General features: G+C 62.5%; 11 protein-coding genes and 1 tRNA gene. 6 read left to right on the forward strand and 6 right to left on the reverse strand.

Annotated features, from left to right (window positions below):
- The first annotated feature begins 104 nt into the window (after positions 1–104).
- The 3 genes from LDN85_RS17535 to LDN85_RS17545 all read left to right on the forward strand — a co-directional run bounded on the left by LDN85_RS17535 (position 105) and on the right by LDN85_RS17545 (position 3908).
- Positions 105–1904 (forward strand): ABC transporter ATP-binding protein, encoded by a 1800-nt coding sequence (locus LDN85_RS17535; protein WP_223943677.1) that lies wholly within the window; start codon positions 105–107, stop codon positions 1902–1904.
- On the forward strand, positions 1901–3733 hold the full coding sequence (locus LDN85_RS17540; RefSeq protein ID WP_223943678.1) for an ABC transporter ATP-binding protein: 1833 nt from the start codon (positions 1901–1903) through the stop codon (positions 3731–3733). Before LDN85_RS17535 ends, LDN85_RS17540 begins: the two co-directional genes overlap by 4 nt.
- A 98-nt stretch (positions 3734–3831) precedes the next feature.
- A tRNA-Pro gene (locus tag LDN85_RS17545) sits at positions 3832–3908 on the forward strand.
- 154 nt (positions 3909–4062) lie between these two features.
- Here LDN85_RS17545 and LDN85_RS17550 read toward each other — a convergent pair.
- A complete protein-coding gene (locus tag LDN85_RS17550; protein WP_223943679.1) occupies positions 4063–4278 on the reverse strand; it encodes a hypothetical protein in 216 nt (71 codons plus the stop codon).
- Between the two features lie 127 nt (positions 4279–4405).
- Here LDN85_RS17550 and LDN85_RS17555 point away from each other — a divergent pair, with 127 nt between their 5' ends.
- Entirely contained in the window at positions 4406–5671 is a 1266-nt protein-coding gene (locus tag LDN85_RS17555) for a helix-turn-helix transcriptional regulator (RefSeq protein WP_026541398.1), read from the forward strand.
- A gap of 91 nt (positions 5672–5762) precedes the next feature.
- On the opposite strand, the gene LDN85_RS17560 is transcribed toward LDN85_RS17555, so the two are convergent.
- Complete coding sequence (locus LDN85_RS17560) at positions 5763–6701, reverse strand: phosphoribosylaminoimidazolesuccinocarboxamide synthase (RefSeq protein ID WP_026541399.1); 939 nt, start codon at positions 6699–6701, stop codon at positions 5763–5765.
- 2 nt (positions 6702–6703) lie between these two features.
- Positions 6704–8014, reverse strand: coding sequence for a phosphoribosylamine--glycine ligase (gene purD, locus LDN85_RS17565; RefSeq protein ID WP_026546562.1), 1311 nt, complete (start codon positions 8012–8014; stop codon positions 6704–6706).
- A gap of 81 nt (positions 8015–8095) precedes the next feature.
- Here purD and LDN85_RS17570 point away from each other — a divergent pair, with 81 nt between their 5' ends.
- Positions 8096–9112 (forward strand): asparaginase, encoded by a 1017-nt coding sequence (locus tag LDN85_RS17570; protein WP_026541401.1) that lies wholly within the window; start codon positions 8096–8098, stop codon positions 9110–9112.
- Positions 9113–9174: 62 nt separating this feature from the next.
- Positions 9175–9579 (forward strand): sterol carrier family protein, encoded by a 405-nt coding sequence (locus LDN85_RS17575; protein WP_223943680.1) that lies wholly within the window; start codon positions 9175–9177, stop codon positions 9577–9579.
- 70 nt (positions 9580–9649) lie between these two features.
- On the opposite strand, the gene LDN85_RS17580 is transcribed toward LDN85_RS17575, so the two are convergent.
- The 3 genes from LDN85_RS17580 to LDN85_RS17590 form a co-directional block, all read right to left on the reverse strand.
- A complete protein-coding gene (locus LDN85_RS17580) occupies positions 9650–11137 on the reverse strand; it encodes a cation:dicarboxylase symporter family transporter (protein WP_223943681.1) in 1488 nt (495 codons plus the stop codon).
- Between the two features lie 179 nt (positions 11138–11316).
- A complete protein-coding gene (locus tag LDN85_RS17585; protein WP_223943682.1) occupies positions 11317–11856 on the reverse strand; it encodes a hypothetical protein in 540 nt (179 codons plus the stop codon).
- Positions 11857–12455: 599 nt separating this feature from the next.
- On the reverse strand, positions 12456–13223 hold the full coding sequence (locus tag LDN85_RS17590) for an SDR family oxidoreductase (RefSeq protein WP_223943683.1): 768 nt from the start codon (positions 13221–13223) through the stop codon (positions 12456–12458).
- Between the last annotated feature and the right edge of the window lie 61 nt (positions 13224–13284).

Genomic DNA, 13284 nt, shown 5'->3' on the forward strand with positions numbered 1-13284 from the left:
CGACGTTGCGTTCTCCTGTGAAACGAATCACGCCATGGCATAGGGTAGTTGCTACGGGAAACTACCTCCGCACCATCTGAAGATCCAGCTGTTGAGAAGCGGGCATGTCCAAGCAAACGTCATTTTTCACCTCCGTCGGCCGCCTGTACCCTCATGTGCGGCCCATCCTCCCCCGCCTTTTCATGGGCCTGATCTGCGCCTTGCTCGCGAGCATTGTTGCGCTGACGATTCCGCAGGTCCTGCGCGTCCTCGTCAACAACTCCTTGCAGCCCGGCGGTTCCACGGACGCAGTCTGGATTGCCGCCGTCGTGATTCTTGCGTTGGGTGTTGCTGAAGCGGGACTGGTGGCGTTGCGCCGGCAGTTCGTCATCAACCCGGCCACCACGGTTGAGACCAGGATGCGGGTGACCCTGTACGGCCACCTGCAAGAGCTCACCGTGGCGTTTCACGACCGTTGGGGCTCGGGCCAGCTGCTCTCCCGGGCCATGACGGACCTGAGCTTCCTGCGCCGCTGGATGGCCTTTGGTGCGATCATGCTGGTGGTCACCACGCTGACGGTGATCATCGGCGTCGGCGTGATGTTCTCCATGAGTTGGCAGCTGGCGTTGATCTTCCTGGGCGCGGCCGTGCCGATCATGATCAACTCCTTCCGCTTCCGCCGCCGCTTCAGCCTGGTCACCCGCCTCAGCCAGGACCAGGCCGGCGACCTCGCCACCACCGTTGAGGAATCCGTCCACGGCATCCGCGTCCTGAAGGCCTTTGGCCGGAGCCGTGAGGCACTGGAGAACTTCAACGGACAGGCTGAGGAGCTTCGTCAGACCGAGATCGCGAAAGCCAAGCAGCAAGCCGGTTTCACACTGGTGGTCACGCTGCTTCCCGAGCTGGCGCTGGGCGTCGGGCTGGTGGTGGGCATCATGCTCGCGTCCAGCGGTCAGTTGAGCATCGGCTCGCTGGTGGCATTCTTCGCCACCGCCGCTGTTGTGGCCACGCCAGTGGAATTCTCCGGCATGCTCCTGGCCATGGCCCTGACCGCGAAGACCGCCTTGGACCGCCACTTCGAGGTCATGGACACGGAGAACACCATCACTTCGCCGGACCAGGCCGCGGTACCGGAGACGGTAAAGGGCGCCTTGCGCTTTGAGCATGCGGGTTTCTGGTTCGACGACGGCGGCTCGCTTTTGCACGACCTCACCCTGGATATCCGTCCCGGCGAGACCATGGCCTTGGTGGGCATCACTGGCAGCGGCAAGAGCGCCATGCTCCAACTGGTCCCCCGCTTGTATGACGTCACCGAAGGTGCAGTGACGATCGACGGCGTTGATGTCCGCGATTACGACGTTGAGGAGCTTCGCAGGATAGTGGCCGTGGCTTTCGAGGACACCACGCTGTTCTCCAGCTCCGTGCGGGACAACGTGCTCCTCGGCGCTCCCGATCCCAGCGACGCTGCCTTGGACGAAGCCTTGGACGTGGCGCAGGCCCAGTTTGCCTACTCATTGCCCGATGGCGTGGACACACTGATCGGCGAAGAGGGGTTGAACCTCTCCGGCGGCCAGCGCCAGCGCATTGCACTGGCCCGGGCCATCGCGGCCAAGCCAAAGGTCCTGGTGCTGGATGATCCGTTGTCGGCCTTGGATGTGAACACCGAGGAACGGGTTGAGGCCCGGCTGCGCCAGGTACTCCGCGACACCACCACGTTGATCGTCGCACACCGCCCTTCCACGGTGGCACTGGCCGACCGGGTGGCCTTGCTCGAAAACGGAACCATCACCGCCGTCGGGACCCATACGGAACTCTTGGCCGAAAACGATCACTACCGCTACGTCATTGCCAGCTTGGACGCCGGTCCCAAGGACCTGGACACCGAACTGGACGAGCTCGAAGAAGCTGAGGAGGCCCGCCGGTGAGTGCCGCAACGTTTGGAACCGCCAACGAGGACAACACGCTCCTCACCAAAGCAGACAGCAAAGCCGTACGACGCCGGTCGCTCACCTTGCTTGCTTCGCTCATCCGCCCGGTACGGTTGCATTTCTGGATGACGATCGTCATGGTGGTGGTCTCGCAGCTCACCCGGGTTGCCGGACCTGCACTGATCGCCTTTGGGATCGACAACGCCCTCCCTGCGCTGCAGGCGGGTGACAACGGCCCCTTGGTTCTTGCTGGTTCCCTCTATCTGGCAGCTGCGATTGCCACAGCTGGAATGACGGCGCTGTACGTGACCTCCACTGCCCGGCTAAGCCAAGCCATGCTGCTGGATCTTCGCTTGAGGGTTTTCCGGCATACCCAACGGCTGAGCCTTGAGTTCCACGAGAAATACACGTCCGGCCGGATCATCGCCCGTCAGACCTCTGATCTTGAAGCGCTCCGGGAACTCCTGGATTCCGGTGTCAGCTCCCTGGCCTCCGGCATGCTGTTCATGGTGTTCACCGCCTTCACCATCTTTGCCCTTGACTGGCGGAGCGGACTGATCGTCCTGGCAGCCGGCGTGCCCATGTTCTTCCTGGCCCGCTGGTACCAAAAGCATTCGCAGATAGCCTTCCGTGAGTCCCGCGTGGTCTCAGCCCGCCTGATCGTCCACTTCGTGGAAACCATGACCGGAATCCGCGCGGTGAAGGCTTTCCGCAAGGAGCGCGAGAATGCCTCCCGGTACGGCGAACTGGCCGAGGATTACCGCAAGAACACCGTCCGCTCCATCAACCTGAACGGCATCTTCCAGCCTGGCCTGGTGTTGATCGGCAACGTCTGCGTCGCCGTGGTCCTGCTATTCGGCGGTTTCCGGGTGCTCAGTGGCGACTTGGCTGTCGGCGTCCTGCTGGCACTGATCCTGTCCACCAAGCGCTTCTTCCAACCCGTGGACCAGATGGCCATGTTCTACAACTCCTTCCAGAGCGCACAGGCAGCATTGGAAAAGGTGTCCGGACTCCTTGAGGAAGTTCCTACCGTCCGTCCGCCCAAGAACCCTGTGGCGCTGAAGAGCTCCCGCGGCGAAATCGACTTCAAGGCCGTGGAGTTTGGCTATAGCGATGGCAAGGTTGTTGTTCCCAAGCTCGACCTGCACATACCGGCAGGGCAAACCGTTGCTTTGGTGGGCCAAACGGGCGCGGGGAAGTCAACGTTGGCTAAGCTCGTGGCCCGCTTCTACGACGTCACCTCCGGCGCGATCACGCTGGACGGCGTGGACCTCAGGGACCTGTCCACCACCGACCTCCGCCGCGCCGTGGTGATGGTGACACAGGAAGCATTCCTGTTCAGCGGCTCCGTTGCCGACAACATCGCACTGGGCCGGCCGGAAGCGTCGCGGGCTGAGATTGAGGCGGCCGCTGCAGCGGTGGGTGCGCACGAGTTCATCATGAGCCTCCCCGAGGGCTACGACACGGACGTCAACAAGCGCGGTGGGCGGGTGTCCTCAGGCCAGCGCCAGCTCATCGGTTTCGCCCGCGCCTTCCTGGCCGCGCCGGCCGTGCTGATCCTTGATGAGGCAACCTCCTCCCTGGACATTCCTTCCGAGCGCATGGTGCAGCAAGGACTGTCCAACCTGCTGGAAGGAGTGGCCGGTGGCAGAGGGGCCAGGACGGCAATCATCATCGCCCACCGCCTCTCCACCGTGGAGACAGCCGACAGGGTGTTGGTGGTCCATGACGGCCGGATTGTGGAAGACGGAACACCCGCCCAGCTGATCAGTGGCGGCGGGCGGTTTGCCCAACTGCACGGAGCGTGGCGCGACTCGCTGGTGTAGCTTCCGCTGCCTCGCGGCTGTGACAAGGGACACCGGCTCCTCGATTTCGCATCACGGGACGTTTCGGCTATTCTTGAACAGTTGCTTTCGCAGCGGATCGGGATGTAGCGCAGCTTGGTAGCGCGCTTCGTTCGGGACGAAGAGGTCGCAGGTTCAAATCCTGTCATCCCGACCAAACAAAGAGGGTCTTCCATTGGAAGGCCCTCTTTTGTGTTCCCTCCACTATCGCTGTACTCAAGAGATGGCAGGGGATTTCCAATCTGCCAGGGCAAAAAGAAACCCCGGGGCATCGCTCGTCACGCCCCGGGGTTTTCTTAACTACAATTGCTTTACATAGGGTCGGGCCAGTTACCAATGGACATCGGCGTGTACGTGGTGTCGGTTGACTTGGTCGGCGCCGCCACACGCATCGGATCCGGCCAGTTACCAATGGCGCTTACTGTGTTTGAATCTGCAGCAGGAGCAGCAGAGACTACACCGGGAGCCGCAACCGCGAACGTCAGTGCGCCCGCCACGGCCACTGAAGCGATGATTTTCTTGAACATGATGTTGTACCCCAATGCGAGTCGGATTCGTTACGGAAATTGCACGGTCCCTGTTGACATACATTGTAAAATGTTTTCCACAGAGACTGTCAAGGTTTTGGTCAAAAGACACCTGTAGGAGGGACCCGTGGGAAACGGATTCGGCGAGAAGCTACGTGCCGAACGGCTCGAACGTGGGTTAACGCAGGCTGAGCTCGGCAAAAACCTGTATTCGCCCAGCTACATTTCGCTGCTTGAGACCGGCCGCCGTGAACCCACGGCCGAGGTCATCGAAGAGCTTGCACGCAGGCTCGAACTCGCTCCGAAGGCCCTGGAAGCGTGGAGCCAACCCGTTTCCGTGAGTGACGCGGAGTACGTCCTTGCCGGCCTGTATGCCCGGCAAGCCTGGGATCTTCGCGACTACCAACTCGCCGCCAGCCATGCAGCCACCGCCGCGCAGATTGCCCTCGAAGCCAAGAACAACAGCGCCTGGTGGAACATGACGTACATGCAGGCCGAGTGCGTCATGAAGCAAGGCCAATTGAAGGAATGCCAGCAGATTGTTGAGCACCTCCTGGAGCACCCCATGGCCACGGAATCCGCAGGCCTTGGAGTGCGCGCCTGGCAGATGCTTGCCGCTGTGTGTCACGGACAAGGTCAGCTGGCCACCGCCGTCGAGCATGCAAAGCAGGCAGTAAAGCTGTCCGAGCAACTGCCCAAGGGATCCACGCTCATCATCGGTGCGCACCGCGCACTGATTGGTGCACTTGCCGAGAGCGGCAAGCTTGATGAGGCCTGGGAGTACTGCCTGGCCATGATCGAGCACATGGACGAGCACTCCATGTCCCAACTAGCCGGCGAGGTGGCCTGGGTGGTGGGCAACGTAGCCTTCATGCGCCACGACTACGTGGAGGGCATCAAGCACCACGAGCGCGCAGCCAAGCTCCTCTCCCCCGCCAACGACATTGAGCTGTGGGCCCGGTTCAACAAGGCTTCAGCGGCGGTCCGGCTTTCCTCCGGCATCGTGGAGCCGGAAACGCTCTCCGCCATTGAACGTGCAGAACTCGCGTTGTCCATTGTGGGCGGGAACAAGACGGACCAGCTGGAGGTCGCCTTCATCCGCGCACGCTGGCTGTACCTGACCGGTGACATTCCGGCCGCCGTCGGGAAGCTCCGCGAAATTCATGCAGACCGCAAGGTCCTGGCCAAGCACACCGCGGGGGAAGTCTCGCTGTTGCTGGGCAAGTCGCTCAAAGCAGCCGGCGAAGCCTCTGAGGCACTCCAGTTCCTTGAAGAGGCGCAGCATGATTTCAGCGCGGCCGGAGCCTCGGACAGGGTCCAGCAAGCAATGGATGCAGTCCTGGAGATCCGCCTGGCCGAGCGCCGTGCCGCGAAAGAACACTCGCAAGCCTGATCCAACCCCAAGCCTGATTAACCAAGTAAGTCGCAATTAAGCGCGTTTTGAGGGGTCAAAACGCGCTTAACTGCGACTCAGTTGGGTGCCTCTATGCGAAGGTGCGGCCCGTAAGTTTCTCGTATGCCTCAACGTAGCGTGCACGGGTGCGCTCCACTACCTCAGCGGGCAACGCCGGCGGCGGAGTGTCGGAGGACTTGTCCCAACCCGACTCGGCGGAGGTCAGCCAGTCGCGGACATACTGCTTGTCATAGGACGGCTGCGACTTGCCCGGCGCGTAAGTGGACGCATCCCAGAAGCGTGACGAATCCGGGGTGAGGACTTCGTCGCCCAGGGTGATGATGCCCGTTGCTGCGTCAATGCCGAACTCCACCTTGGTGTCGGCCAGGATGATGCCGCGTTCACGGGCGATCTCCTCGGCGCGGGTGTAGATCTTCAGTGTGAGCTCGCTCAGGCGGGCTGCGATATCGTCGCCCACCATGGCAACGACGTCGTCGTAGGTGATGTTGACGTCGTGCTCGCCCACCTCGGCCTTTGCCGACGGCGTGAACAATGCCTTGTCCAGGCGGGAACCGTCCACCAGGCCCTCGGGCAGCGGGATCTCGCAGACCGTGCCGTGTTCCTTGTACTCCACCAGGCCGGAGCCAGTGAGGTAGCCGCGGGCAATGCACTCCACCGGGAACATATCCAGCTTCTTGCAAATCATGGCCCGGCCCTCGACGGCGGCAGGTACGCCACCCTCAACCGTGGAGGCCAGCACGTGGTGCTCAACCTCCAACTGGTCGAACCACCACAGGCTCAGCTGCGTCAGGACACGGCCCTTGTCCGGGATCTCGCTGCTCAGAACGTGATCGTAGGCGCTGATGCGGTCACTGGCCACAACCAGCACGCACTCCTGGCCGATCTTCTCCGTGATGGCCTCATCTGCCGGAACGTAGAGGTCCCGGACCTTTCCGGAGTAGACGTGGGTCCAGCCTGGAAGATCCAGGGTCTCGGTCTCGAAACCGCCGGTGGGAAGAGAATCAGTCATGCTCAGGCCTGCACTTTCGGAATGGTGCCGGTAGCGGTGTACGGCACGCGGATTTCGCCGCGTGCGGCCTTGCCTCCGATGTCCGTACGGAACTGTGAGCCTTCAAGCTGAACCAGCTCCACGCCGTCGTACGCTTTCTCGCGGGCCTCCACCAGATCCGAACCGAGCGCCACAACAGCCAGGACGCGTCCGCCTGCGGAGACCACCTTGCCTTCGTCGTCCAGCTTGGTGCCGGCGTGGACCACGTGGACGCCGTCCAGCTCGTCAACCTTCTTCAGTCCGCGGATGCGATCGCCGGTGCGGGGCGCGTCCGGGTAGTTTTCGGCGGCCACGACGACGGCGACTGCCGTGTCCTTGGACCAGCGCAGCTCTTCTGCGGTGTCCAGTTCGCCCTTGGCAGCTGCCAGCAGCAGCGCACCGAGTGGGGTCTTGAGGCGGGCGAGGACTGCCTGGGTCTCGGGATCGCCGAAGCGGACGTTGAACTCGATGACGCGGGTGCCGCGGGACGTCAGGGCGAGGCCGCAGTACAGCACGCCCACGAAAGGGGTGCCGCGGCGGGCCATCTCATCCACTGTGGGCTGGGCGACGCGGTCGATGACTTCCTGGACCAGGCCCTCCGGAGCCCATTCAAGCGGGGTGTAAGCGCCCATGCCACCGGTGTTGGGGCCTTCGTCGTTGTCGAAGATGCGCTTGAAGTCCTGTGCCGGGGACAACGGGACAGTGGTGCGGCCGTCGCAGAGGACAAACAGGGAAACCTCGGGGCCGTCCAGGAATTCCTCGATCACCACGGTTCCACCGGCGTCGAAGCATGCCTGGGCATGGGCCAGGGCCTCCGCGCGGTCCTTGGTGACCACCACGCCCTTGCCTGCTGCCAGCCCATCGTCCTTAACAACGTGGGGCGCACCGAAGGTGTCCAGGGCGTCGGCGGCTTCCTCGGCGTTGGTGGCAACGCGGGCCATGGCCGTGGGCACGTTGGCTTCGGCCATGATCTGCTTGGCGAAGGCCTTGGAAGCCTCCAGCTGGGCAGCTTCCTTGCTGGGACCGAAGACCGGAATCCCGGCTTCACGGACGGCGTCGGACACACCGGCAGCCAGCGGCGCCTCGGGTCCTACAACAACCAGGTCCACTGCCAGCTTGGTGGCGAGGGCGGACACGGCTTCCGGGTTGTTCCCGTCAATCGCGTGGGTGGGAACGAGTTTGCTGATGCCCGCGTTGCCCGGGGCCGCGTGGACCTCGGAAACGTTGGGATCTTCAAGCAGAGAGCGGACAATGGCGTGTTCGCGGCCGCCTGGGCCAATGACGAGTACCTTCACAGTCTTCAAGGGTACTTTGTGAAGGGCGCGCGGCCTAAGCTGTGTCACTCCCCGGACCCTGCTGCGCCCTAGACTTGGCTTATGCCCATGAGTTCGCATGAAACGTTCAACGTTGAGTCTGCGGTGGAACTGGCAGTGATCGAACGAAGTGGCTTTATTGAGTCCCGGCACATCGGCGCGGCCGTGGTTCTTGCCGGTGACGGCTCGGTGGTCACCCGTCTTGGTGACATCGATGCCCCCATCCTGGCCCGCTCCACCCTCAAACCCTTCCAGGCCCTGGCCTCCATGCAGTCGGGCGTGCCTTTGCGGGGCGCCCAGGTTGCTGTTGCCTGCGGCAGCCACACCGGTTCCCTTGACCACATGGATGTTGTGGAGGGAATGCTCAAAGCGGCGGGCGTTAAGGAAGAGAACCTCCAGTGCCCCAGCGCCTGGCCGCAGGACGAAACTGCCCGCAATTGGCTGGTCCGGTCCGAGCGCGGAGAGTCCAGGCTGGCTTTCAACTGCTCCGGCAAACACGCTGCCTTCCTGTGGGCCTGCACCGAGAACGGCTGGGATCTCCGCAGCTACCTCGAACCGAACCACCCGCTTCAGCAGCGGGTCCGGTCCGTCATTGAGGAATACACCGGAGAAACCATTTCCCACCTGGGGATCGATGGCTGCGGCGCACCCGTTGCCGCCGTGTCACTGACCGGGCTGGCCCGCGCCTATTCACGCCTGGCCAAATCCCCCGGTGACAAATCTTCCAATGCACGCGCGGCCACCATTGCCACGTCCATGTTGGACTACCCTTGGGCTGTCCAGGGCCGGGGCGAATCCAACACCGTGGTCATGGAAGAACTCGAAGTCCTGGCCAAGATCGGCGCCGAGGGCGTCCTGGTCCTGGCCACCCCCACGGGCGCGACGGTAGCCGTGAAGATGCTGGACGGAAACCTCCGCGCCACAACCTTGGTAGGGCTGACCCTCCTTGCCGTGAGCGGCGCCGTAGACATCCCCGCAGTTTCGAACGTCCTGGAACGGGTAGTTGAGCCCGTCCTTGGCGGTGGACGCACGGTGGGCAGGATCCGGTTGGGCCATGCAGTGTCCGCCCTGCTGGACTAGTAGCTGGACTAGTAGCTGGACTAGTAGTTAAGACGGACCAGTAGGTAAGAAGGAAAGAATCCATGGCAGTTGCACGACGCCGCGTTGATATCTCGGAGGGCCGCGCTGCGCTGGCAGCCTGGCAGGCCGCCGTCGAGCCTTCCCACACTGAAGGTGAGCCGGGCAGCGCTGCCGGGACGCCGCCGTCGCGCGCTTTGATTGCGACGGCGGTGCGTTACTCCCTGGAAGAGGTCACCGCCCGCGCGCCCGGCAATTCAGTGGAAGTCCGTGTGCCCCCGTTCGGGGTGACGCAGTGCGTGGAGGGGCCCCGCCACACGCGCGGCACTCCCCCGAACGTCATAGAGACCGACGCCGCCACCTGGCTCTCGTTGGTCACCGGCACCCTTTCGTGGGCGGACGCCGTTTCAACCCACCGGGTCATGGCGTCCGGCTTGCGCGCCGACCTCTCCGAACTGCTCCCCCTCTAAGGAGTTTTTGTACAGCTAATGCCCCTAAGACCGTGTCTTAAGGGCATCAGCTGTACAAAAAGTATCCGGTTTAGTCCGGGCAGACCGGGGTGGTTGATTGCCCCTTCTTGCTCATCTCGAATTGCGGGATGGCGTCGGCAGCAGGGCCTCCGCGGAATTTCGGTGAGGGTTCCTGGCCGCCGCTGATCCGCTCCAGTTCCTGCTGGGCAAAGAGTTCTTCCTTGCCGAGCATGATGGCCGTGTCCTCGTTGGTGATTTCGCCGTTGAAAGCACGGAGCATGACGCTGCGGTCGAACTGACCTTCCCACTTGGCCACCACGAACGTTGCCACGCAGTTGCCGAGCAGGTTGACCACTACCCGCATGGAGTCCATGAGGCGGTCGGCTCCAAGGAGGAGCGCGACGCCGGCAACCGGGAAGATACCCAGGGCTGCGGCTGTCGCGGAGAGCGCGAGGAAGGACGAGCCGGGGACGCCGGCCATGCCCTTGGACGTCAGGAGGAGGACACCCAAGGCCGCCAGTTGCTGGCCGAGGTCAAGGTTGTGCCCGAAGGCCTGTGCCAGGAACAGCAGCGAAATGGAGAGGTAGATCGCGGCGCCGTCGAGGTTGAACGAGTAGCCGGTGGGAACCACCAGGCCTGTGGTGGCACGGGAGCAGCCGGCGTTGGTCAGCTTGGTCATGATGCGCGGCATCACAGCTTCTGTGGACGCGGTGCCCAGTGCCAGCAGGAATTCCTCGCGGGTGTACTTGAGGAATTGCCATAGTGGAACGCGTGCAAAGCCCCAAGCCACTACGAACAGCAAGCCAATGAAGATGATGGCCGCTCCGTAGCAGGCGGCTATCAGGAGCGCATAGGTGCTCAGCGTACTGATCCCGTACTGGCCGATAATGAAGGCCATGGCACCGAAGGCGCCGATGGGGGCAACCCTCATGATCCAAGACATGATCTTGAAGATCAGTTCGAGGACAGTTTCCATGAGGCTGATGACCGGCAGGCAGCGTTCGCGGCCGATGACCACAATGGCCGCGCCGAAGAAGACTGAGAAGAACAGCACCTGAAGCAGGCTGTTGTTGGCAAAAGCACCGATCACGCTGACGGGAATGACATCCAGGATGAACGCTGCGGCGTCCTTGGGGACGGCATGACCGGTTTTGGCGTCCAGTGCGTCCTGGGAGAGCGAAGCGGGGTCGATATTAAGGCCAGCACCAGGCTGAACGATGTTTCCTACGATGAGTCCGAAGACAAGGGCAAAAAGAGTGGCGCCGGTGAAGTACAGGAGCGCTTTGACCCCGACCCTTCCGACCGCTTTGACGTCGCCCACTGCCGAGATGCCCGTGACGATCACGAGGAAAATCAGCGGAGCGATGATCATTTTGATGAGTTGAATGAATCCATCGCCCAGTGGCCGAAGGGCGGACCCAATGGTCGGCCAAAAATGACCGATGAGCACACCTGCGACGACGGCGATCAGGATTTGAAAAAAGAGCGACTGGTACAGCCGCTTTTTCTTCTGCGGGGCCGAACTCGCCTTCAGCGCCGCGGAGTCTGGGATCTTCATTGTTCTGAACCAATCAGTTGTGAACAGCCTCACATTTTGTGGGGGTTTTTCAAATGTAGGCCTGCTTGTTGCATTCCGCAAGGGGGAATTCAGTTTCCATATTGTGGAAGTCACATTTGGTTTTTTGTACAGGTGATGCCCCAAAGGACGAGTCATGAGGGCATCAGCTGTACAAAACCTCAGCCCGTCCATCCCTGTTTGCGGAGCCCCTGGGATACCCGGGCCACCACCCACTTCCTGCCATGCGTCATGTCGATCTTGTTGATCTTTACCTGTCGCCAGCCAGCCTCTGAGACGCGCTGATCCCGATAAGCATCCAGAGCCTGCTGCTCTGGTAACAGATGATGAAGGCCCTCGTACTCAAGGCAGATCCGATACTCCGGGCATCCCAAGTCAGTCCACACCGGTTTGCCAAGCGCATCGTCTACCCGGCAGTTTGGAACGAATGCAGGAAGCCCGGCCTCTTCAAGCAAGAGCCGGAGCTTGGTTTCCGGCGGAGAATCAACACCCACGCGAAGCGACTCCAACGCGACGCGAGCCTTGCGGACGCCGTGGACACCGTTGGCCTTCTCCACGAAACTCTTGAGGGCTTGAAGGGAGACAAGCGCCACCCGGGGAGGGCCGAAGGTGCGGCTGTGCTCGCTGATAATGGCATCCCCGACCACGATCAAGTCGTCCATCGGCAGCATCGTGGCCAAATCCACCCAGGTTCGTGCCACAGACGTGAGGATAACCCCCTCCAGATCTGTGAGATCACCGTCCCTCAATGTCAGCCGATGGCCGGCCACTCCCCTCCGCCGAGGCAACGATCCATCCCTTGGCCGCGAGAGATGGATAAATCGTCCCGGCTCCCGAAAATGAGGGCCGCTCTTTGGTCCCCAGGGAATAGGTTCGACGACGGCGGTCACCGGCCCGCCGTCGTCGGGCCTGAACTGCGCCCAAGAGGGCAGGGGCAATCCCAGCACCTCAGCGGCACTGTTGTGGCTCAAAAAGTCACCCTGACGGAGGTCAAGGTGGGGCCGGGCAACCTCCAGCAACGTCTGCGTCCGCTGCGGCACGCGGAGTCCCCGGCTGGGCACCAGAAGGTCCGATGCCCGGAGTCTCTTTGGGGCAACTCCAAATTCCGCAGCCGCAGCCAGAGTAAAGGCTTGGTCAGAAAGAGCCGGGGGAAGGGAAGACAACGGGCGCATGCCCCATTGAGTCACAACCGCTGAGGCGAGAAAGAGTTATCCACAGACCAGCTCCCTCAGACCGGATGTTTTGTACAGCTAATGCCCGGAAAGGGCGGTTTTGAGGGCGTTATGTGTACAAAAACTCGCTAGCCGCGGCCCACAAAGGGCATGCCGGCAGCAGTCACCACCACGGACCCCACACTGGCCGAGGCCGGCATGTTGGCCATCATCAGCACCACCCGGGCAGCGTCATCCACCGGGAACATCGGCTCAACCTTGCGGCTGCCATCGGCCTGCAGCGCCCCGGAGCCCACGCCGATGGTGTCCATGATCTCCGTGCGGGTATTGCCGATGTCGATCTGCCCGCACGTGATGCCGAATTCCCTGCCGTCGAGCTCGATGCTCTTGGTCAGGCCCGTCATCGCATGCTTGGTTACCGTATAGGCCACGGACCTTGGCCTTGGCGAATGCGCCGAAATGGAGCCGTTGTTGATGATGCGGCCACCCTGGGGCTCCTGGGCTTTCATGGCCCGCACCGCCTCGGCCGCACACAGCATGGAACCGGTGACGTTCACGCGAAGAGTCGCTTCCCACTCCTCCACGCTGATCTCGCCAACGTCGCCGGCCGGTCCGAAGATGCCCGCATTGTTGAACAGCACATCAACCCGGCCCCAGCGTTGGCGGACCTCCCCGAAAAGGCGGGCGACGTCGTCGGGCGCTGTGACGTCGCACCGAACTGCCAGCGCTTCCGGATGGCCTCCCGCAGTTTCGAGCAGCTGCGCCCCACGACGCCCGGCCAGCGCTACGCGGTAGCCCTCGGCGAGCATGAGCCGGGCAACTGCCCGCCCAATACCCGAACCCGCACCGGTAACGACGGCGACCCTGGGGTCTGCGGGCAGGCTGGAGTCAGTCATATGGTTGCCTTTCAGGGACGTACTTTGCCTAGGTGCCTCGCGTCAGCGTCTTGCCTCAGCG

Source organism: Arthrobacter sp. StoSoilB20 (assembly GCF_019977295.1).
In the GTDB taxonomy this organism is placed as follows: domain Bacteria; phylum Actinomycetota; class Actinomycetes; order Actinomycetales; family Micrococcaceae; genus Arthrobacter; species Arthrobacter nicotinovorans_A.